21 protein-coding genes are annotated in these 21,313 nt (G+C 60.5%); 8 read left to right on the top strand and 13 right to left on the bottom strand.

What is annotated here, in order from left to right; translation table 11 throughout:
* Window positions 1–2 precede the first annotated feature (2 nt).
* From ACYZT7_RS04250 to ACYZT7_RS04235, 4 genes are read left to right on the top strand one after another with little or no spacing between them, the layout of a single operon-like run.
* Window positions 3–887, top strand: coding sequence for a type II secretion system F family protein (locus tag ACYZT7_RS04250; protein ID WP_462040075.1), 885 nt, complete (start codon window positions 3–5; stop codon window positions 885–887).
* Window positions 884–1,774 (top strand): type II secretion system F family protein, encoded by an 891-nt coding sequence (locus ACYZT7_RS04245; RefSeq protein ID WP_462040074.1) that lies wholly within the window; start codon window positions 884–886, stop codon window positions 1,772–1,774. Before ACYZT7_RS04250 ends, ACYZT7_RS04245 begins: the two co-directional genes overlap by 4 nt.
* Window positions 1,775–1,784: 10 nt before the next feature.
* Window positions 1,785–2,498 (top strand): hypothetical protein, encoded by a 714-nt coding sequence (locus tag ACYZT7_RS04240; protein ID WP_462040073.1) that lies wholly within the window; start codon window positions 1,785–1,787, stop codon window positions 2,496–2,498.
* A 12-nt stretch (window positions 2,499–2,510) separates the two neighbouring features.
* Complete coding sequence (locus tag ACYZT7_RS04235) at window positions 2,511–2,786, top strand: DUF3613 domain-containing protein (RefSeq protein ID WP_462040072.1); 276 nt, start codon at window positions 2,511–2,513, stop codon at window positions 2,784–2,786.
* Between the two features lie 757 nt (window positions 2,787–3,543).
* Here ACYZT7_RS04235 and ACYZT7_RS04230 read toward each other — a convergent pair.
* Together ACYZT7_RS04230 and ACYZT7_RS04225 are read right to left on the bottom strand one after the other, a co-directional pair.
* On the bottom strand, window positions 3,544–4,326 hold the full coding sequence (locus ACYZT7_RS04230) for a response regulator (protein ID WP_462040071.1): 783 nt from the start codon (window positions 4,324–4,326) through the stop codon (window positions 3,544–3,546).
* A gap of 102 nt (window positions 4,327–4,428) precedes the next feature.
* Window positions 4,429–4,899 (bottom strand): prepilin peptidase, encoded by a 471-nt coding sequence (locus tag ACYZT7_RS04225; RefSeq protein WP_462040070.1) that lies wholly within the window; start codon window positions 4,897–4,899, stop codon window positions 4,429–4,431.
* A 74-nt stretch (window positions 4,900–4,973) separates the two neighbouring features.
* Between ACYZT7_RS04225 and ACYZT7_RS04220 the strand changes: the two genes are divergently transcribed.
* Window positions 4,974–5,414, top strand: a complete 441-nt coding sequence (locus ACYZT7_RS04220) for a TadE/TadG family type IV pilus assembly protein (protein WP_449645821.1) — start codon at window positions 4,974–4,976, stop codon at window positions 5,412–5,414.
* On the top strand, window positions 5,411–8,164 hold the full coding sequence (locus ACYZT7_RS04215; protein ID WP_462040069.1) for a PAS domain-containing sensor histidine kinase: 2,754 nt from the start codon (window positions 5,411–5,413) through the stop codon (window positions 8,162–8,164). The genes ACYZT7_RS04220 and ACYZT7_RS04215 overlap by 4 nt, the downstream gene beginning before the upstream one ends.
* Here the strand turns inward: ACYZT7_RS04215 and ACYZT7_RS04210 are convergent.
* From ACYZT7_RS04210 to ACYZT7_RS04190, 5 genes are all read right to left on the bottom strand, one after another.
* Entirely contained in the window at window positions 8,134–10,116 is a 1,983-nt protein-coding gene (locus tag ACYZT7_RS04210) for a pilus assembly protein TadG-related protein (RefSeq protein WP_462040068.1), read from the bottom strand. The genes ACYZT7_RS04215 and ACYZT7_RS04210 overlap by 31 nt on opposite strands.
* A 152-nt stretch (window positions 10,117–10,268) precedes the next feature.
* Window positions 10,269–10,826 carry a DUF4136 domain-containing protein gene (locus ACYZT7_RS04205; protein ID WP_462040067.1) on the bottom strand — a complete coding sequence of 186 codons (558 nt, stop codon included), beginning with the start codon at window positions 10,824–10,826 and terminating at the stop codon, window positions 10,269–10,271.
* 54 nt (window positions 10,827–10,880) lie between these two features.
* Entirely contained in the window at window positions 10,881–11,495 is a 615-nt protein-coding gene (locus ACYZT7_RS04200; RefSeq protein ID WP_462040066.1) for a DUF4136 domain-containing protein, read from the bottom strand.
* A 12-nt stretch (window positions 11,496–11,507) separates the two neighbouring features.
* The gene (locus ACYZT7_RS04195; RefSeq protein ID WP_462040065.1) at window positions 11,508–12,257 is read right to left on the bottom strand and encodes a methyltransferase domain-containing protein; all 750 of its coding nucleotides are present in this window, start codon (window positions 12,255–12,257) and stop codon (window positions 11,508–11,510) included.
* Window positions 12,257–12,559 carry a MazG-like family protein gene (locus ACYZT7_RS04190; protein ID WP_462040064.1) on the bottom strand — a complete coding sequence of 101 codons (303 nt, stop codon included), beginning with the start codon at window positions 12,557–12,559 and terminating at the stop codon, window positions 12,257–12,259. Before ACYZT7_RS04190 ends, ACYZT7_RS04195 begins: the two co-directional genes overlap by 1 nt.
* 162 nt (window positions 12,560–12,721) lie before the next feature.
* On the opposite strand from ACYZT7_RS04190, the gene ACYZT7_RS04185 reads away from it, so the two are divergent.
* Window positions 12,722–13,015, top strand: a complete 294-nt coding sequence (locus ACYZT7_RS04185; protein WP_109627794.1) for a hypothetical protein — start codon at window positions 12,722–12,724, stop codon at window positions 13,013–13,015.
* Window positions 13,016–13,176: 161 nt separating this feature from the next.
* Entirely contained in the window at window positions 13,177–14,526 is a 1,350-nt protein-coding gene (locus ACYZT7_RS04180; RefSeq protein WP_462040063.1) for an MATE family efflux transporter, read from the top strand.
* Between the two features lie 103 nt (window positions 14,527–14,629).
* Here the strand turns inward: ACYZT7_RS04180 and ACYZT7_RS04175 are convergent, their stop codons facing one another.
* The 6 genes from ACYZT7_RS04175 to ACYZT7_RS04150 form a co-directional block, all read right to left on the bottom strand.
* A complete protein-coding gene (locus ACYZT7_RS04175) occupies window positions 14,630–15,412 on the bottom strand; it encodes a DUF4123 domain-containing protein (RefSeq protein WP_462040062.1) in 783 nt (260 codons plus the stop codon).
* Window positions 15,409–16,737 (bottom strand): contractile injection system protein, VgrG/Pvc8 family, encoded by a 1,329-nt coding sequence (locus ACYZT7_RS04170; protein WP_462040061.1) that lies wholly within the window; start codon window positions 16,735–16,737, stop codon window positions 15,409–15,411. Before ACYZT7_RS04170 ends, ACYZT7_RS04175 begins: the two co-directional genes overlap by 4 nt.
* A 233-nt stretch (window positions 16,738–16,970) precedes the next feature.
* Window positions 16,971–18,884 carry an arginine decarboxylase gene (speA, locus tag ACYZT7_RS04165; RefSeq protein WP_462040060.1) on the bottom strand — a complete coding sequence of 638 codons (1,914 nt, stop codon included), beginning with the start codon at window positions 18,882–18,884 and terminating at the stop codon, window positions 16,971–16,973.
* 214 nt (window positions 18,885–19,098) lie between these two features.
* The gene (locus ACYZT7_RS04160; protein ID WP_449645810.1) at window positions 19,099–19,470 is read right to left on the bottom strand and encodes a translation initiation factor Sui1; all 372 of its coding nucleotides are present in this window, start codon (window positions 19,468–19,470) and stop codon (window positions 19,099–19,101) included.
* Between the two features lie 187 nt (window positions 19,471–19,657).
* Complete coding sequence (locus tag ACYZT7_RS04155) at window positions 19,658–20,218, bottom strand: NUDIX hydrolase (RefSeq protein WP_462040059.1); 561 nt, start codon at window positions 20,216–20,218, stop codon at window positions 19,658–19,660.
* Window positions 20,219–20,221: 3 nt separating this feature from the next.
* Window positions 20,222–21,289: a DUF2333 family protein gene (locus ACYZT7_RS04150; RefSeq protein WP_462040058.1), complete on the bottom strand. Its 1,068-nt coding sequence runs from the start codon at window positions 21,287–21,289 to the stop codon at window positions 20,222–20,224.
* Between the last annotated feature and the right edge of the window lie 24 nt (window positions 21,290–21,313).

The following is a 21,313-nucleotide window of genomic DNA, read 5'->3' as shown; positions in this document are numbered from 1 at the left end:
GCATGCTCAAACCGCTGCTGCTCATTCTCGTTTGCCTGATCTTGCTCGGGCTGTCGATCCGCCTGTTCTACAACGGTTTGCGCCAGACCGGCACCGAGCGTGTGCTGGGCCGTCTGACTCAGGGGCAACCGGAGCCAGTGGTGGCAAAATCGTCCTGGTCGGGTGTGGAGCGGGCCTTTTTGCGCGCCGGCCTCGGGCGTCCCACTGAACGACTGGGGGTGTGGTTGCTGCTCTGGGCCTTTGGCATCTTGCTCGGATTTGCTACCAGTGGCTGGATCGGCTTGCTGGTTCTGTTACTGCTGCCGCCGCTGATTCTGCGCCTGTATGTCAATTGGCGTTATCAGCGCCGACTCCAGCGCATGATCGAACAACTGCCACAAATGCTCGATCACACAGTGCGCAGCCTGAAGTCCGGGCGGACCCTGGCCGATGCGGTGCTGGGCGCCATCGACGCCGCCGAAGATCCGCTGAAAAATGCCATGGGCCGTGTTCAGCGCAACGTGCAGCTGGGGGTCAGCCTGCCGGACGCCGCCTCTGACCTCGCCGAGCTGTATGAGAAAGACGAACTTCGCCTGTTCGCACTCGGTTTAAAGGTCAATCACCGCTATGGCGGCAATGCCAGCGAATTACTGGAAAACCTGATCAAGATGATCCGTGAGCGCGAGCAGGCTGCGCGCCAACTCAGGGCCATGACCGGTGAAACCCGGGTGACCGCTTGGGTCCTGGGCTGTTTGCCGATTGGTCTGGCCGGCTATTTCCTGGCGACCAACCCCCTCTACTTGCTCGCCATGTGGCACGACGATTCGGGGCAAATCATGCTCGCGACAGCGTTCGGCCTGCAGGTGGTGGGCAGCCTGGCGCTCTGGCGCATGTTGCGCAGCGTATGAAAATGCCTCTGCTGATCAGCGCGCTGCTGTTTCTGGGCGCTACATTATTACTGCTCGGCAGTTTGCTGGAACAGCAGCGACGGGCTCGTCAGGTGGCCCGACGGCTGGACGGCAAACGGCTGAATGACGACCGTGTGGGTCACTGGCTGCAGGTGCTGGGTAGCAGCCGGATCGGCCAACGCTCGGTCAATCTGGATAATGAAACCCAAACCCTGCTCAATCGCCTCGGCTGGCGCAGCGCTCGGCGACGCTCGCTGTTCGCGGCCTTCCAGGTGGGCGCCCCGGTGTTGGCACTGGCCCTGAGCTTGCTGGTCCAGGGGGTATTTTTCCCGCACGTGGACAACCAATGGCTCATCCCCGCCTTTGCCACCGGCATCGGCTACCTGCTCCCAAAACGCCTTTTGACCGCAGCCGCCCAGAGCCGGCAAAAACAGTTGGCGACCGAGATTTCCACCTTCATTGCGCTGCTGCGCATCTTGTTCGAATCGGGCATGGCGGTAGAGCAGTCGCTGCGAGTGTTGAGCATTGAAGGCAAACAATTATTGCCGGCCCTTACCCATGAGTTGCGTCTGGTATTGGCCCGGGTCGATTCCGGCCTGGAACTGGGCGAAGAACTGAACAAGGCCACTCGCCTGCTGGCCGTCGATGAGTTCACCGACACCTGCGTCATCCTTCAGCAGTTGATCCATCAGGGTGGCGGCGCGATGAAATCCCTGCTGGCGCTCAAGCAACTGCTCGATGACCGGCGCCTGACACGCCTGCAGGAATACATCTCCAAGATGTCCGCCAAAATGTCCGTCGTGATGATGCTGTTTCTCTTCCCGGCGTTATTGATCGTACTGGCCGGCCCGGGCTTCACCGCCCTGTCCCGGGCCTTTGCTTCCTAGAGGGAACGATATGAAAGCCATCATTGCCGGGTTGAGTCTGTTGTTATTAGGCGGTTGCGCGAGTAACGGCGCGACACCCTGGAGCGCCCTGACCAACACCGCCAGTTGCGCCAAGCTGACGTCCGATGAACAGCTGTCGCTGAACCTCGCCGATGACATGGCCAATGACGGCAAACTGCACGCCAGCCTCGCTAACTTGCAAAGCCTGCCCGACAACCTGGCGGATGTGCGCCTGCGCAAGGCCAAGGTTTATCGACTGCTGGGCCGCAGCGAAGCCGAACCGTTATACCGCAGCCTGCTCGGCAGTTGCCTGGCCGCCGAAGCCGAACACGGCCTGGGTCAACTCGCCGCCGCCAGGGGCGACAACGGCATGGCCCAGGCCCACTTGCAACGGGCCGCACGGCTAGCGCCCACCGACGAGAAAATCCGCAACGACCTGGGCGTGGTGTACCTCAATCAATTACGCGTCGAGGATGCGCGCTTCGAATTTCTGACGGCCATGGAGCTCAAGCAAAGTGATCAGCTGGCGGCGTTGAATCTGGTGACGCTGCTGATCTACCAGGACGACTGGAGCCGCGCCGCCGAACTGGTCAGCCGCCTCGGCCTGAGCCCCGCTCAGGTCACCGAAGCCCAGGCCCGCGCAGAAAGACTCAAGACCCCAAGCAAGCCCGGCCCGACGGCCACGAACCACGTTGCCGCCGTCGCCACATCGCCCCTTCAATAGGGAGAAGCCCTGATGAAACCGACCGCCCTCTACTGCCTCGGCCTGCTGGCCCTGCCCCTCACCACCCACGCCATCGACGCCGGCCCCGCCTCGCCCCAACAGCAGGAAACCGAAGGCTGGCTGCAACTGCAACGCAGTAACAAGGCGGCTTCCCAGAAACCGCAAACCTCAACCGCGACCGAGCGCGAGCTGAGCATGCAGCGGTGGCTAAAAAGCTATCAGCATGAGATCCCGGAGTACTTTGATCAGTATGAGAGCGGGCAGGTGGACGGTGGGACCGGGGGGTAGTCTTGATCCGGGATTTGTTGTGCCTGAACTGCCGCTTTCGCGAGCAAGCTCGCTCCCACAATAAATCGGGTACGCCTTTCGCTTCTCACATTGATCAGTATGAGAGCGGGCAGGTGGACGGTGGGACGGGGGGTAGTCTTGATCCGGGATCTGTTGTGCCTGAACTGCCGCTTTCGCGAGCAAGCTCGCTCCCACAATAAATCGGGTACGCCTTTCGCTTCTCACATTGATCAGTATGAGAGCGGGCAGGTGGACGGTGGGACGGGGGGTAGTCTTGATCCGGGATTTGTTGTGCCTGAACTGCCGCTTTCGCGAGCAAGCTCGCTCCCACAATAAATCGGGTACACCTTGCGCTTCTCACCACTCAACAGGCCGAGCGTTAGCTCGCCTGCAGCTCTTGATCTTGATCTTGACCACCCGCCCCTTCGGGAGGCTGAGTGGAGGTGTTCATCTGGGGGGAGGCGCGAAGCGCCGTTCGACGCAGTCGAACACATCGAGAGGAGGTTGAAGCGAAGCCAACCGGAGGCGATGCCCCCAGATGAATGCCGGAGCGAAGGAACGCCGAGCCTAGGCGAGGGGCCGGACGCTCGGGGCGAGCGTTTTTTTGCTTACTTTTTTTAGGCGTTTGTAAAAAAAGTGAGTTGCCGTAAGGGCGAAACCCTAAGCGGCCGTTACCGCAGCAACGGATATGTACGCAATCAACCAAATACAGGTCGGCTGTCAGGCCGCCATTGCACGCAAGCCAGCGCCCACATTTTTATCGAGCGGTGACCCGCTGCCGCAACCCGGACTGAATGGGCGTCAAAGCAAGCGCCAACTGCGTCCGATTATGCATATGCGTCAACCGCAACACCTGCGACACATAAAGCTTCACCGTGTTCTCGGTAATCCCCAACTCACAGGCAATCTGATAATTGGTCTGCCCCTTGCCCACCAACCGCGCCACATCCAACTGCCTTGGCGACAGATGACTGAAAATCGCCGGAATCTCAACCCGATCCACAGCACTGACATCGTCATCAGAAGCATCCGGGGACGACGGCCCACGCCGGACCTTATCCAGATCCTGATACAGATCATCGATCGACTCGGAGAGATACTGCAGCTTCTGATTCAAATGCCCCAGCTGCACACTCCTCAGCCGCTCCTGCAACGCCACTTGCTGACGCGCAATCCCGTCGAGCAACTCATGCAGATCAATCGGCTTCTGATAATAATCGGCAAACCCGGCCCGCAACGCCTTGATCACATCCTGTTTGTCCGCGCGCCCGGTGAGCATGATCGCCTCGAACGCCCGGTGCTTGCCGGATAGCCGCTGCAACGTCTGAACCAATTGAATCCCGTCCAGGCCGGGCATGTGCAAATCACAGAGCACCAGGCCGATCGCCTCGTCCTCACTGAAACGCTCGACCGCCTGCCGGCTGGACTCGCAAGGCACACAGCGATAACCATTGCGCTCAAGAAATTCACAAAGCTGCTCAACGATCAGCCGCTGATCGTCAACCACGAGGATTTTCATTGCCGAGGTAGGCTTGTTCACGTGCAACTCCCTGCTGACCACTCCTGTACCGACAGCCACAGGCGGTACAACTACTGGTTTGAAAGTAGACGTACTATCCGACTCTGTACATAGAACGGGCGACTAGTGAAACCAGGCGAGTGTGAGCAACAGGCCCACAAGCGCGAAGGGCGCAAAAGGCTGTTTCTTTGACATTCCAGGCTCCAGATATCGAAGATGATGCCTAAGCCCCTGACCCATATGAAGCCAGACTCTTGGCGCCAGCAGCAGCCAGAGCACACTGGTCAATCCGGCGCCAATGAACACGCCGAGCAGGTGCATACCGTCCGTCGCCAGCCCCAGGGCGGTCATGAGTTTCACATCGCCTGCGCCCAGACGTCTGAGCGCATAACCGGGCAAGGTAAAGGCCAGCGCAAGCAAACAAGCCCAACCGCCCTGCACCGCCTCGGCCCCCAGCCAGGTGGTGCCTGTCCACAGCAGATAGGCCAGCGCCAACACTCCTGCGCCAAGGGTCAGGCCATTGGCAATGTGCCGTTCTCGAGCATCCTGTGCTGCGCATAGCGTCAGCCAGATCAGTAGGACAAAGTTCTGCATCCGTAAAAAACGTCCGTTTTGGCTGAATGATTCTATGCTGATATCACGTAGTGAAGGACAGGGTAGACGCAGTCATGAAAACAGGCCTCCCCCGCAAGCAAAAAGGCGCTGTAGCGATTGAATTCGCTTTGGTGTTCCTCATCTTTTTCGCCGTGTTTTATGGGATTGTCACGTACAGTCTGCCGCTGTTGCTGATGCAATCGTTCAACCAGTCGACCGCCGAAGCCGTGCGCCGAAGCGTGGCACTGGACCCGAGCACCCCCGGGTACGACACCGCGGTAAAAACCGTCGCCACCACGGAATTGAGCCGGCAGCTGGCCTGGATTCCCGCCGCACTGAATTTCAATATCGCCACCGACGCCAGCGCCACCTACGTGGGCGGGGTGTTGAAGGTCAGCATCAACTACCCCACCAGCAAACTGCAGCAGGTCATCCCGTTTCTGAACCTGCCGGGGATTGGCCAAGTGCCCAATCTGCCGGCGACTCTCACCGCCAGTTCGAGCCTGCAATTTTGAGTTCCGCAGACAAACTCTTCGGCCGCCTGCTTAACCGCCATCCGCCTCAGCCGCTGGACACGCCAGACTCCCTGAGCGTGCAAAGTGTCGGCTTGCAGGTGCATCTGGATGCCGAAGGTCGAGTGATTCACCTGACCGGCCCGCTGCGGCATGTGCTGGCCCAGCAGAAGCCCGCTGCGCAAGCACCGCACCTACTCGATTTCCTCATGCCCCACAGCTGCCTCGCCGTTGAAGGCTCGCCTGCGGATTGGCTGGGGCAGACGCTGGATCTGGATTTCTACAGCCTCAGCGGACAACCCCTGCACCTGCGCGGCTGGGTCCAGCCGTTAGCCGATGCCTGGCTGTTGCAGTTACTGGACATCGGTGACTTGTTGCTCGAACGCCGACAATCACGCAGCCGCGAGCAATGCCAGTTGCTCGCGACGCAGATCGGCGAGCAGTTACGCCTGTGCAGCCTGACGCGCTTGCCCGAGGTGCTTGTAGAACAATTGCAAGGCCTGACTCAGCGCTTTCGTATTCCATGCGTCGCGGTGGCCCTGCTCGATGAACAGGAAGAAGGCTGGCAGATCCATCAGCATTACGCAGCGTTCGATGCGCCCCGATTGTGGCAAAACACTCAGCGCCTGGGCACCGGCCTCGACAGTCTGAACGGCTCTGCGCCGCAATGCCTGCCCCCCGGTGAACATCCCCGCTTGCAAGGCACCTTCGGTAATGCCGAAGGGTTCGCGGTGCCCTATCACGATGCGCAAGGTGTGGTCGCCTGGTTGCTGTGTGGCTTTTATCCGGTGCAGCAACATGCACCCGACATGAATGATCGCGACTGGTTGCAGCTCGCCGCCGCGCTCGCGGGCCCGTTGCTGGAGCGTTTGCGCGAGCACCGGCACCAACTGCAACTGGAGCGGCTGGAGTCGTTGCAAGCCTTGCTCGGCACCGGCTGGTGGGAAGTGTTCAGCGACACTCGCGAGGTGCAATTGGCGCCGTCGCTGGCCAGTACTCTCAACCTTTCGAGCGCCCGATTGCCGCTACACGACTGGCTTGATCAGGTGCATCCCGCCGACCGTGAAGAGCTGAGCAGTCGCCTGCAAGCCTTACAGGACGAAGGCACCCCATTGCTGCTGTGCGTGCGCCTGGCACAAACCCCGAACTGGCATCGCCTTCAGGGACAGGCCCTGGGTGTCGGCAAAAACCGGCGACTGGTGGGCTTCATGCTCGACATCAGCGACATCAAAAACCAGGAGCAAAACGCTGCAGCGGCCCATGCCCGACTGGACAATCTGATCGCCAGTTCACCGGCGGTGATCTACGTGCAGCGCTACGTCGAAGGTGCGCTGCAACCGACGTTTTTCAGTGACAGCCTGCTGCCGCTGCTCGGCTGGACACTGGCTGATTGCGCGGCGGGGACGTTGGTTGAAAGGGTTCATCCCGAGGACCGCGATCAGTATTTCGAGCGCACCCGACGCCTGTTGCGAGAAGGTTCGGTACGCACCCGCTACCGGTTGCGCGACAGTCGCGGCGATTACCACTGGATGCTCGATGAAGCCAGACTGCTGCGCGATGACCTTGGCCTGCCGGTGGAAGCCGTCGGCCTGTGGCTCGACGTCACCGAAGCGACCCTGGCCGCCGAGCAGGTGAAACAAAGTGAAGAACGTTACCGGATCCTGGTGGAAGACTCGCCGGCGATGATCTGCCGCTACCGCCCCGACCTGACCCTGACCTTCGGCAACCGTCCGCTGGCGACGTATCTGGAGTGCCAGCCCGAGCAATTGCCAGGGGTGAATCTGGGCACCTGGATGTCGCAGGAACAGCGCGAAGCGTTTCTCCAGCGGCTCAGCCGACTCAGCCCGGAGTTCCCGGTCAGCACCGCGGAAATCAATCTGCAACTGCCGGGACGGGAACATGCCTGGTGGGTATGGTCGGATCGCGGGGTGTTTGATGAGGACGGCCGCTTGCTGGAGATTCAGGCCGTGGGCCGCGACAACACCGAGGTCCGCCGCGCCCAGCAGCAGCTCACCCAGAGCGCCAAAATGGCCACCCTTGGCGAAATGGCCACGGGGCTGGCCCATGAAATCAACCAGCCGCTGAACGTGATGCGCATGGCCATCGTCAATGTGCTCAAGCGCCTGAGCAACGGCGATGCACAAATCGATTACCTGACCGACAAGCTCAACCGCATCGATGCCCAGGTGCAGCGCGCCGCCCGGGTGGTGGATCACATGCGGGTGTTTGGCCGCCGCTCGGAGATCGAGCAGCATCCGTTCAATCCGGCGCAAGCCATCGAAGGCACGCTGTCGCTGCTGGCCGAAGGGATGCGCGGCAAAGGGGTCGATCTGCGGGTCAGCGACACCAGATTCGACGTGCAGGTGCGCGGTCATGTCGATCAACTCGAACAGGTGTTGATCAATCTGATGGTTAACGCGCGGGATGCGTTGCTCGGTAAACGCGAGGCCGACCGCGAGTTCAAGCCGTGGATCTCGGTGTACGTCGAACGAGATGCGCAGTCGGTGCGGCTGTGGGTCGAGGACAACGGCGGTGGTATCGATCCACGACTGCTGGAGCGGATTTTCGAACCGTTCTTCACCACCAAACCCGTGGGTGTCGGCACCGGGCTCGGGTTATCGGTGAGTTACGGCATCGTCGAGAACATGGGCGGAAAACTGAGCGTTAGAAACTCGGTCGAGGGCGCACGGTTTTGTATCGAACTGCCGATTGCCGCCGACGATCAGATCACCAGCGTCGCTCGTCCTGAGTGACAGCTGAGGTTGGCACCGACATCGACTTTGTTCAGATCGATTCCCAGACTGAGCAGCAGCGTGTTGATCAAGGTGTCGAGTAACGGGCTGAGCACGCTGTTGATCGCGTTGACCAGCAATGTTGTGACGCTGCTGAGGATTGCTCCCAGACCACCGACCAGACTGCCCGTCGGGCCGTACATGTTGACCTTGATATTGGTCAGCGTGTCGGTAAGGCTGCTGACGATATTGCTGGTGGAATAGGAATAGTAGAACGGTGGCTGGTTGATCTCCGGCAGGCTGGTGGCCGGCGGTGCAGAATAGACGTGGGGCATGTTGGCGTTCTGCGCCACGGTCGTGTCGGCCATGATACTGATGCCGCCGCCGACGCCCGGAATCCGTGGGTCGCAGGAAATGGGCAGGAACAGAATCCTCAGACAGGTTTTCACCCCGATATCGATCACCTTCAACGGCTGCACCACTACCGCCGGTGGCGTGGTGTTGCTGCCGAAAGCGGTGGCTGGGTCGATCTTGCCGATCTTCAGATTTACCAGCGAAGTGCTGGTGTTGGTGGTCAGGGTTTTGTTGGTGGTACTGACGCAACTGTAGGCAGTGACATAGCTGTTGGCGCTGGCAACGTCCAGCGCCACGTCGATACGTATCGGTGGCGGCAGCACGATGATGTCGGGAGTCTGACAGGGCACGAGCAAGGCACAGGTCAGTGAATTGAGCACTCCCACCAGGTTGAGATTGAGCAAGGCGTTGAGTGTGTTGGTCAGCGGGCCTGCCAGATCAGCCACCGCATTGATCAGCGCCACGATGGAATCGAGCACCGGCAAGTCGATCGACAGCAATGTCCTGATCTGGGCAGTTCGCACATAGATGCGGTTGGGCCCCAATGGCGCCAGCGCGGCGTTTTTCGGATTGCCGATGGCCGACAGCTGCGCAGGCTCCAGCACCTGCACCCGGGCGGTGATTTGCGCCAGGCCCGCCAGGTTGATCGGCAACGTCGCCACCAGGCCGTTTTTCTTGTTGGCCAGTTGCACGACAGCTTCGATCAGGTCGAACACCTTCAGATGGGTCGCCAGCGCCGAAATGTTGCTGCCAGTCTCGACGTGCAGCAGGTTACCGAGTACCACCGTCGTCGTGCCAGCCGCGACCTTGAGCGCCTGCAAACTCCCAATTGTCGCCGTCGCGCCGAGCGTGCCGCCAGGGTCCAGCACATTGACGACAGTCTGGATCAGTTGGCTGACGGCAACGGTAGTGCCCAGCACCTGGTCATACCCGGCGGCGCTGAGGTTAAGGTCGACCTTCAATCGGTCAAGGTAACCGAGCAGGCTGATGTTGGTGTTCACCAACCCGTTCCAGCCCGCCACAGTGATGTTGACATTGCCGCCCAGCAAACCACCAAACAGCGCGTTGAGGGTGGCGGACTTGCTGGTATCGACGCTCAGCGCCGTACTGCGGATGGTCAGCGAAGCCAGGGGTGGCGGTAATGCGGCCACAGCGGTGGCCGTCAGGTTAATAGTCGCTCCACGTGGGGCGCCACCGAACAGGGCGCCGACACCGCCGGCGAAACTCTGCTGGACCGGATGGCTGGCGATCACCCGAATGGCTTCGCTCTTGCTTGGGTCGGCGCCAAATACTCGAAGGTTATTGGCATCCAGGGTCAAGGCGCCGCAAGCGACCAGCAGATTGCGATTGGGGTCAGGAAGGGTGAAGTCGTTGCGGTTTGCGCTGGCGGTGGCATAGACGGTGGCGGTGTTGCCCGCGGCGCAATCACCCCCTCGGGTGGACGCCTCAAGTGCGGCCATGTCCGCTACGCGCTGAAGGTCGCGTTTTTCCAGGTATAAACGACCGCTGTCGACCACAATCAGCAAGAACATCAGGGCCATGCCCAATGTCAGGGCCGCCATCAAACCGATCGCCCCCCGTTGCCGGGACGGGCTGCGAAACTGCAAACGGGGAGACATCACGCACTCCTTTGCCGGTGCACAGTCGAGGGCTACCTCCATGGATGAACAGCAGTGTAGACAACACTTGGCTGAACTGCCGGCAACATGCCATTGCGGACAACAAAAAACACTGTGGGAGCGAGCTTGCTCCCACAGTGGTTGGGTGGTGTTTATTTCGGTGGATAGTTGGCGAGGATTCGCCCGACTGTTTCACGTATCGCATTGGCGCGATCAGACGGATTGCGCGTACTGCTGAGCATCTGCTCGTCACTGCCGCGCCACACCAGCTTGCCGTCCTTGCCATCCAGCAGGTCGATCTGGATGATCGCCACTTTGTAGCTGACGTTACGGGTTTCGTTGTACATCGGCCCACCCCAGTAGCCGTTCCATGGATTACCCCAAGCGCCGCCGCCGTAGTGGGTGGTTACTTGTTGCTGGCGCTGTTCGACGATCAGATAGGTCTGCACGCTCAAATCGCCCTTTTGGCCACCCGCAGCCGGACGCAGGCCACGCTGATCCAGCTGATCGGTCACTGATTGGCGTATGCGTTGTTCAGTCAGGTCGCTCTTGATCCGTGGGTCATCGGGGCGATATTGCAGGGCGGGTTCTTTCCAGCTCCAGCTGCGATAGGCGGCGAAGTCGCGGCTGGCATCGAAGTCATGATTGACCTGGTTGGCGCAGGCACTGAGCAGCACGGCCACAGCCAGTAAAGCGAGACGGCGGAACATGGTATTTCTCCGGTAGAAGACATGAACCTGCGCAATGCTTCTTAACGACAGAAGCTAACCAGGAGGATACGCCGACATCGCCTTTTCTACAGCCTCCCGTATCGCATCGGCACGCTCGCTCTGGCTGCCTCGGTTGCTGGTTTCGGCGCTGGCACTCCACACCGGTTGACCGGTGCCGGCATCAAACAGATCAACCCGCACCACCACGACCTGTTCCTGATAAGTCCGAACGATCGGCACGGTGTTGTACATGCCGTAACCGCTGCCGTAGCGGTTGTAACCGCCATAACCGCCGCCGTAATAACCATAGTCGTCCCGAACCTGACGCACGCGGGTTTCCAGGCGCAGGTCGGCGCTGACAAACAGATCCGCCGGGCGATTGTCGTGCAGCGGGCGCAAGCCTCGTTGATCGAGGGCATTGCTGACGGCTTCGGCGACCTGCGCCGAATCCGCCCAGGCGCTGCCCGGCGGCAGCTGCCCGTTGAGCCAGGCCCAACTGCGGTAGCGCCCGTAGTCACGCGGCGGCGCCGGGTAGGCGCTGCGGTCAAAGGTGTTGGCCGCCTGAGGCGGCGCGGGTGGCAAGGGGTTGGATGACGCCACATAAGGATTGCTGCCCTGACAGGCCGCCAACCCGAGACAGATCACCAATAACCCCGAACGACTGTTCATTTCGCGCTCCGATCAGACCGGCCGACAGATCCAGTGCAAGTAGCGCCCAAGCCCGGCAAAACTTGGGTGACGACGGTGGGCCAGTTCCATTTCCAGCAAATCCACCAGTTCGGCGCGGGCCTGGAATTCCACCGGCATGTAGTCGTGAAAAACTCGAACCCCGCTCTGGGTTTCGACCTGCCACAGGCCCTCAAGTTGCGCCGCCAGTTCACGTGGATCAAGGGGCTGCTGCGGCGTCAGGCTTTGCTTTTCACCGGCCATGTCGTTCTTGCGCATCTTGCGGAAGTGGCCTTTGAGCAGGTTGCGATAGATCAGCGCATCGCGGTTGTAGAAGGCCAGGGACAACCAGCCATCCTGCTTGGTCAATTGATGCAGCACCGGCAGGATCGCATGCGGTTCGGCCAGCCATTCCAGCACGGCGTGGCACAGCACCAGGTCGTAGGGTTCGGTGAGTTGGCCGAGCAGTTCCTGCCACGGCGCCTGTATGAACGTCGCTGTTTGCCCGGCGTCGGCAAAGCGCTGGCGGGCGCCTTCGAGCATCGGTTCGGCGGGTTCGGCCAGCGTGACCTCATGACCGCGCTGGGCCAGCCACAACGACATGTGGCCCAGGCCGGCGCCGATGTCCAGGACTCGCAGCGGCCGGTCCGGCAAGGTTTCGGCCAGGTCGGCCTGAAGCACCGCCAGACGGATCGCGCCTTTGGCACCGCCATAGATTTTTTCGGCGAAGCGGGTCGCCAGCTGATCGAAATGACGGTCGCTCATCAGCTGAACCTCCGTTCGCTGTCCGCGAGTTTGCTGCGCACCACTTCATTCATGTCCAATCCCAACTCGCTGCACAGCAGCAGTAGATAGAGCACGATGTCGCCGATTTCCTGCCCGGCATGGGCCAGTTTGTCAGCCGGTAACTGGCGCGACCGGTCTTCGGTCAGCCACTGGAAAATCTCCACCAGCTCGGACATTTCCACGCTCGCGGCCATCGCCAGGTTTTTCGGGCTGTGAAATTGCCGCCAGTCATTGCGGTCACGGATGGCGTGCAGGCGTTCGGTCAGTTCAACAAGGTTCATCGGGCTCTCCTGAAGGCGTATAGCTTCGGGGGGATGAGGAGTGAAGGCAAGCGGCAAGCGCTGCAAAACCACTATGCTTGGAGGGAACTCGGCACCCTGCTCGATAGCCCAAGGCTCAAGTCCGGCAACCACGCCACCACTTTCATCAAGGACGCTCACGACATGCAGGTAGAAAGTTTTTTCGAATGGCTCGGCCAGGCACTCGGTTCGGTTATCCGTTTCATCGTTGACGGCCTCAGTGGCTTGTTCAATCTGTTGAGCCACGCTGGCAGCAACTTTGTCGAAGGGCTGTCCCGTGCGCTGGGCATGGACACGTCAATCATCAGCATCATCGCGTTGATTCTTGGGTTGATGCTGTTGTGGTCGGCGATTCGGGCGTTCATGAATGCGTCGATCATCATGGGGATCATTTGGTTGCTGTTGGGGCTTTGGTTGTTGAGTTGGATAATCCACTAACACCACCCATCCCTGTGGGAGCGAGCTTGCTCGCGATGAGGCCGGCACATTCACCATCCATGTTGATTGTCAGACCGCCATCGCGAGCAAGCTCGCTCCCACAATGGATCGCTGCAGACTTCCAATGTGTCGCTACAATGCCGCTCCCCCAAGGAGCCTGCATGTCCAACCTGATCGCCGACTGGCGCGACCGCCCAACCCATCGTCGAGTCTGGGCGCTCGCTGCCCCCATGATTCTCTCGAACATTTCCGTACCGCTGGTGGCGTTGGTCGACAGTACAGTCATCGGCCACTTGCCCCACGCTCATCAGTTGGGCGCCGTCGCGGTTGGGGCCAGCCTGTATACCTTTCTCGCCTGGGCAATGGGTTTTCTGCGCATGGGCTCCACCGGGTTCGCCGCACAGGCCGCCGGGCGTGGGGACGGCGCGGCGTTGCGGCAGATTTTGCTGCAGGGTCTGTTGTTGGCCATGGGCCTGGCCATTGTCCTGGGAGTACTGGGTGTCCCGTTGAGCGGCGTCGCGCTGCACTTCATGCAGCCGTCGGCGGAGCTGGATCAACTGACCCGCGAGTTTTTCCACACCCGCCTGTTCGGTCTGCCGGCAGCGCTGGCCAGTTATGCGCTGGTCGGCTGGTTCCTCGGCACTCAGAACGCCCGGGCGCCGCTGGCCATTCTGCTGAGCACCAACCTGGTGAATATCGCGCTGAACCTGTGGTTCGTCCTCGGGCTGGATTGGGGCGTGGTCGGTTCGGCCCGAGCGTCGGTGATCGCCGAATGGACCGGCGCGCTGATCGGCCTTCTGATGACCCGCAACGCCCTGCTCGCCTATCCCGGCCACATCGCCTGGGCCGCGCTGACGCTGTGGCAGAGCTGGCGGCCGCTATTGGCGGTCAATCGCGACATTTTCATCCGCAGCCTGGCGCTGCAATCGGTGTTTTTCCTGATCACCGTGCAAGGCGCGCGGCTGGGCGATGCCACCGTCGCCGCCAACGCGTTGCTGCTCAATGGCTTGTTGCTGACTGCACACGCGCTGGACGGTTTGGCCCACGCCGTGGAAGCCCTTTGCGGGCATGCCATCGGTGCTCGCGATCGAGGGTCTCTGCGCCGCTCATTGGTGGTGGCCTGCGGTTGGTCGTTGCTGGCGAGTCTGGGTTTTGCCGTGCTGTTCCTGTTCGCCGGGCATCTGTTTATCGAGATGCAAACCGACATTCAGAGCGTGCGCGACACAGCGTTTATCTACCTGCCCTACCTCGCGACGCTGCCGTTGATCGCGGTCTGGAGTTACCTGCTCGACGGGCTGTTTATCGGCGCCACCCGTGCCCGGGAAATGCGCAACGGCATGCTGCTGACGGTGATTCTGTTACTGCCGTTTGCCTGGGTGTTGAAAGGTTTTGGCAACCATGGATTGTGGATAACGTTTCTGTTGTTCATGTTGCTGCGCAGCCTGACCCTCGGCGCTTTTGCCTGGTATCTGCACAAGAGCGACGGCTGGTTTGCAGGCAACGCTCACTGAGTCGGCGTGGCTTCGATGAAGGCCGTGACCTCACCAAAACGCCGCCGATTGCCAAGCTGGACAGCCGCCGGAGCGTGCTCGCCATCGATGTCGAACCTCGTGTTCAGGGCTGATCGTTCTGCCACAGATTGCGCAGGTTATCGAGACGCTCCTGTTGGGTGAAGCCCGGCAACGGTTGCGCAGGGAACGCGCCAGGGTACTGCAAGCGTAGCCATAACCAGCCATCGAGCACCCGACGTTCGCTGAAACCCAGCGCCAGCCCTTCTTGCACGTGGGACCACAGCGTGTGGTATTCGGTCCCGGTAGATTTGCTCCAGTGCCAAGTGTGCTGTTCCAACACGCAGGTTTGCAGTTTTTCCCGATGACGAGGGCTGAGGTTTTCTTCAGCCGCCAAAGGGCTGACGGTAAGCCTCGGGTTGACCAACTGTTGCCAACCCTGACTGCCGACTGCGCGGTCGGCCCAGGTCCCGCCGAACCAGCGCAACTGGCTGATCGGACCCAGCCAGCGGCTCAGCTCCAGCGCATCGCAGGCATCAAAAAAGTAACTGGCGGTATGTGGGTTGTAGTAACTCAACAAGGCCCGGTGATGCGAGTCGAAAGTGACCGTGAGCATCCGGCGCAAATGCGCCAGCAACTGCGACGACGACGTCTCACTGGCGACCAGCAAGCCTCGCCAGAGTAACGCTTCGCTTTGGCACAACCCGGCCAGCGCAGGGCATGTCCGAAGGTCGATCAGGGCCGGTCCGACTTCACGCAATGCATGCCACTCAGTGCCTTCGAACAACCAGAACCACCGGGCATGCGCAAACTTCTGTTGCAGCGCCGCCCGAGCCTGTGGCGCACCCGGTACATCCAGCAATAACCATTGCGGGGTCGCGGCGATCATGCCGCACCGCTCTGGCCAAACCGCATCGCTGCCCGGCAGGTGCAAAGGGTTTGCGTGCAATGGCTGAAACTGCCACCACCGGGCAGCAGGCACAGCAACATCAAGGGCTCGCCCGACTGCAGCCATCCCTGCAGCCATCCCTGCAGGCCTTCAATGGGCGGGCAATCATTGGGCGTGACGGGGGTTTTAGCCTCTTGAACAGGCGTAGGCATGTGAATAAACCCGGTGATCAACGGCTGATCCGGATCACCCTCGATAAAGCTCACCACGACCTCAGCCCCCTCACTCAACTGCGTGACTGCCGCGCCCCCCAGTTCAGCGGCCAACGGCAGCCAACAGTGACTGGGCGCCGCACCCTCGCCCTGATAGAGCCAGTCAAATTGCACGGCAACCGGTCTGGACGGATCAGGCCGCGATTCATCGATGTCGACCACCCAAGCCCGTTGCAGGCTGTGCATCGTTGGTTTCACTGCAGAGTGAGGCGACACAAAAGGCACCTCCCAGTGAACCGCGCGGATCTGGTTGCTGTAGGGGGCCATTGGATCCTGGCTCCCCTGATGCTCGACATGGGTCAGCAGCCAGAGATGATTCCAGTCGGCGATCGGATGGTCGGACAGCGGCATCAGCTGACCACTGCGCAGCGACGTCAGATCCGAACGACCTTCGGCACTTTGCGGGGTTCGTCGTCCTCCCTGAAGCTCGAATTGGCGCACTGCCGGTTGCTCGCGCTCGACCTGGAAACGTGCATGTTCACCGAGGCGAAAATGCCCCTGACCCTCACCGAAAACCACGCAGCTCGCGTCCGCACGGTGTTCGAAGTGGTAATGAAGCTGTTCCTGGGCACACAAGCGCTGGAGAAATTGCAGGTCCGATTCCCGGTACTGCGTACAGAAATCACGGGCCGGGTAATCGCCACTCAGCTCGAAACGACGATCCTTGCCGACAATGCCATGTTCCTTGAGCACCTGATCAAGGATTTGCGGTACGGAGCGCGCGCTGAAGATTCGCTGACTGAAGCGCAGGGAAAGGCAAGCCAGCTTCGGCCTCAGACGTATGCGACAGAGCCTGACAGCCGGGTCATGGTCATGCTGGACGAGTCCATGCAATTGTCCGTGGAAGCCGTTTCCCGCAGGCCCGACGCGCAAAAAGGCCGGGCGGTACAGCAGGCTTGCAAGGTCGAGTGTCAGGTCATCGATGAGCAGATCCACGTCGAACACAAAAGGCTCGCTGATCGCTTCTCGACCGGTAAACGCCAAGACCTCAAAGGAGTCGGGCAGACCTGCTACATCCAGACGAAATGACGGCTCGTTGACTGGATCGAACATCGGCGATTCTCTACAGGAGGGGCGGCCGGGGATTCTCTCCGAGAGAGTTGGCCGAGTAGAGTGCCGAAGTACAACTTAGGAAATGACCTACGCGAAAAGAAGACCACATCGCTTGGATGGCTAGGAATGTGGGCCATTTCGCTTGAAATCAGAGAGGCTTCCCACCAGGTCATCTGAAATTTCCGCTATTAACGGTACATTTTCAGACAACCTGATGAGAGCGGTGCCTTACCTCAAGAAGACAGGTAAGACGAACGGGTCAGGCCCAGACGCAAAGCATCGAGGAACTGGGTGCGCTCGGCAGCAGTGATGCGCGCACTGGCGCACTTGTCGCGGTAGTGGGTCATCAGCTCTTCCGGCGACAAGTGCACATAACGCAGCATGTCTTCGATGGTGTCGTGGGTTTCGATACCCGCGTGGTACACGCTGCCGTCGGCATTCTGGTAGATGTTCACCGAATCGGTGTCACCGAACAGGTTGTGCATGTCGCCGAGGATTTCCTGGTAGGCGCCGACCAGGAAGATACCCAGCAGGTAGTCTTCGCCTTCGTTCAAACCGTGAACCGGCAGGCTGGTTTCGATGCTCTGCTCGTCGACGTATTGCTTGATCTTGCCGTCCGAGTCGCAGGTCAAATCTTGCAGCACAGCACGGCGCAGCGGCTCTTCGTCGAGACGGTGCAGCGGCAGGATCGGCAGCACCTGACCGATGGCCCAGGTGTCCGGCAGGCTCTGGAATACCGAGAAGTTGCAGATGTACTTGTCGGCCAGCTTGTCGTTGAGTTCGTCGAGCACCTGACGGTGGGAACGCTGACGGGCCTTCAACGAGTTGTGCAGGCGACGGCATACGGCGAAGTAGCATTGCTCGGCCAGGGCTTTTTCCGCCAGGGTCAGCTTGCCATCGGCGTACTGGGTCGCGATGTCGCTCATATAGTGCGTGGCGCGCCAGTAGGTTTCGGTGACCATCTCGATGTCGGTCGGGCCCAGCAGGTCAACCAGCCACTGCACGGTTTCCGGCAGTTCTTCCTTGTTCTCGATCTGCGGCACGTCGTCGTTGTGTTTCTCGACGTCGGTCACCTGCACCACCAGCATGGCGTGGTGGGCGGTCAGGGAGCGGCCGCTCTCGGAGAAGATGTTCGGATGCGGCAGGCTCTGCGCGTCGCAGAACTCCTTGAGCATCCCGACCACGACACCGGCGTAATCGTCCATGTCGTAGTTGATCGAGCTGGCGTTGCGCGAGTGCGTACCGTCGTAGTCCACGCCCAGACCGCCGCCGACGTCGATGTGGTCAACCGGCAAGCCGAGGTTGCGCAGTTCGCCGTAGTAGCGAATCGCTTCCTTGAAGCCGTGTTGGTAGTCCGCCAGGTTGGCGATCTGCGAGCCCATGTGGAAGTGCAGCAGGCGAATGCCCTGATCCAGACCAGCCGCGCGGAAACGCTCGACCACCGACAGCAGTTGCGCCGCCGACAGACCAAACTTGGATTTCTCACCACCGGTGTCGGCCCACTTGCTCGACGCCAGGGACGACAGACGCACGCGCAGGCCAACCTGAGGCTTGACCTTCAGCGAGGCGGCTTCTTCGATCACCAGCGCGACTTCGGATTCTTTCTCGATCACGATGAACACGTTGTGGCCAAGCTTCTGGCCCATCAGCGCCAGACGAATGAACTCGCGGTCCTTGTAACCGTTGCAGACGATGGTGCCACCCTTCGGCGCCAGCGCCAGCACGGCCAGCAGCTCAGGCTTGGAACCAGCTTCCAGACCGATGGACACGTCTTGAGTCGCGATGATGTTCTCGATCACCGCTTCCTGCTGGTTCACCTTGATCGGGTACAGCGCAGTGTACTTGCTCTGGTATTCCAGACGCTCGATGTTGGCATCAAACGCGCCGGTCAGCTGGCGCACGCGGTCTTGCAGAATGTCAGGGAAACGCACCAGCAACGGCAAGGACAGGCCGCTTTTGCGCAGCTGGTCAACTTGCTCGAACAGGTCGATAGGCGAACTGGTCGGACCGTTCGGACGAACTTCGACGCGACCGGCATCATTGATCGCGAAATACCCGGCCCCCCAATGGCGAATCCCGTAAACACTGCGGCTGTCCGCAACTGTCCATTGGCTGCCATCGTCTTTGCGTGTGCGTCGTACGGACATTGAAGTCCCCTATAAAGAAGTCATAGAGCGTCGCCTGGGTTCAGGCCGGCGCAGTCTAAAGAATGAAAATGACGGTTCGTCAACGAGGGGATAGACCTCGCTGACCGCAGTGAGTTTAGAAACCGGTCAGAACAGGCTCTGTGAAAACCATGTAGACGACGTCAGGCCTGCTGTCAGGACTGGATCAAGCCGAGGGTGGTTTTCACAGAGGCTGCTAGCCGCCGGACTTCTTCGCTTTGAAACCGAGTTTGATCAGCTCGGCCAAGAGTAGCTCGACATGATCGCCCTGGATTTCAATGATTGCGTCTTTCAACGCCCCGCCGGTCCCGCAACGTTTCTTCAACGTGGTGGCCAGGTCCTTGAGCGCGTCTTCGGGCAACGGCACGCCGGTGATGGTGGTCACCGTCTTGCCGCCACGGCCCTTGCTTTCGCGACGCACGCGAGCGATGCCGTCGCCGGCCGGGATAACGGTTTGTTTGCAGATACAGGCATCCACCGGTTTACTGCAATCCGGGCAATGACGACCTGCGTCGGTGGAAAATACCAGGCCACCAAGGGCGGCGAAGGATGCGGCTTTTTTGGCCACCGGCAATCCTCTTGGGAGGACAAAGACTGGTCGCGGCAACCTGGGCAGGTGCCATCGACCGCGAAGCCCCACTCAGGCAGGGGCAGCGCTACTGAGCCAGGCAATGCCGGTTCAGTTTGAAAAGGTCGCGCAGTGTAACGGCAAAAAGCCGACTTGCTAAGAGCCAATCGGCGCCAATTTATGCCTCTTATGCAACGTCCGACCCACGGGCCCGAAGATAGCGCTTCAACGCGGCCAGAGAGTCCGGGCAATAAGGCTTTTGCTGGATTTCCAGCAGGACCTGATCGACGGGGATAAAGCGCGCTTCCAGCACCTCTTCAGGTTGCAGGATCAACGGGCCGTCCCACACCGCCGAAAACGCCGAACACCACAGCCGATTGCCGGTGTCTTCGAAGAAAAAGTGATCATGGGCGGTCAGTTCCACACCGCTGACGCCCAGCTCTTCTTCCAGCTCGCGGGCGGCCGATTCGGCGTAGGTTTCGGTCGCAAGCACCATGCCCCCCGCCGCCACGTCCCAGAAACCTGGATAAATGGCTTTGCTCAGCGTGCGTCGATGCACGCAGAGTTCACCGACGGAATTGAACAGCATGATGTAAGTGCCGCGCCCGATCAGCCCGCGTTCGCGCAGGTCGGAGCGGACCAGGGCGCCGAGCAGGTTGTCCTGCTCGTCAACCCAGGCGATCTGTTCGGCATCCGAGGCCGCGCGATGGGCGGCCTCCCGCACGCTATCGAAGGAGCTATCAACCATGACTCAGCCCTGATTAAGCAGTTGGCGCAAATCGATCACTGCGGCGTTGGCCCGGGAGATGTAATTGGCCATGACCAGCGAGTGGTTGGCCAGCACCCCGAAGCCGCTGCCGTTAAGGATCATCGGGCTCCAGACCGGTTCCTGCGAGGCTTCCAGCTCACGAATGATCTGGCGCACGCTGACAGTGGCGTTCTTCTTGGCCAGCACGTCGGCGAAGTCGACTTCGATGGCGCGCAGCAGGTGGGACAAGGCCCAGGCCTGACCGCGCGCTTCGTAGAACACATTGTCGATCTGCATCCACGGGGTTTCGACGATCTCTTCGTCAACCTGTGGCACCTGACCTGGAGCGACGACTTCAGTTTTCAGCGCGGTGTTGAGCTTGACCCGGCCAACACTGGCCGACAGCCGTTGCGACAGCGAACCCAGACGGGTGCCGACATCGCCCAGCCAGTTATTCAGGTTGTCGGCGCGGGCATAGAACAGCGCGTTTTTCTGCGACGGATCGGACAGGCGCGCCTGATAACGGCTCAGGGAATTGATGCCTTCCAGGTACTCGGACTCACTGGACGGCAGCACCCAGCTCCTGTTGTCGAAGTTGAAACGCGGCTCGGCCTTGGCCAGGTCGGAGTCTTCGGCAGATTGCGATTGCGAGCGGGCGAAGTCTTTACGCAAGGCACGCGTCAAGTCACGGACCTGGACCAGCACGCCATATTCCCAGCTCGGCGTGTTGTCCATCCACAGACCCGGCGGGAAACGGTCGTTGGAAATATAGCCACCCGGCTTGGTCAACAAAGTACCGGCGACGGTCTTGAGGGTTTCGACCGTGGTGTAGCCGATGACCATTTGCTTGCCTTCTTTCTCGGCGGCCATCTGGGCATTCTGCTGAACCGGGAACAGTGCAGGTTCCTGGCTCCAGTACCAGCCCAGCGCAATAGCCACCAGCAAGTAAATGGCAATCAGAGTGGCCAGCGCCCGGCTGAACAACAGGCCACCCAAGTAACTGCGGGTGGCCGATTTCGGTTCAGCGGCACGTTCAGGCGCGCTGCCCGCGCGATTCTTCCAGTCCAGCATGGCGATATCCTTTCAATCACTTGA

This window comes from Pseudomonas sp. RT4P38 (genome assembly GCF_054897765.1).
This window is presented reverse-complemented; position numbering and strand designations above follow the sequence as displayed.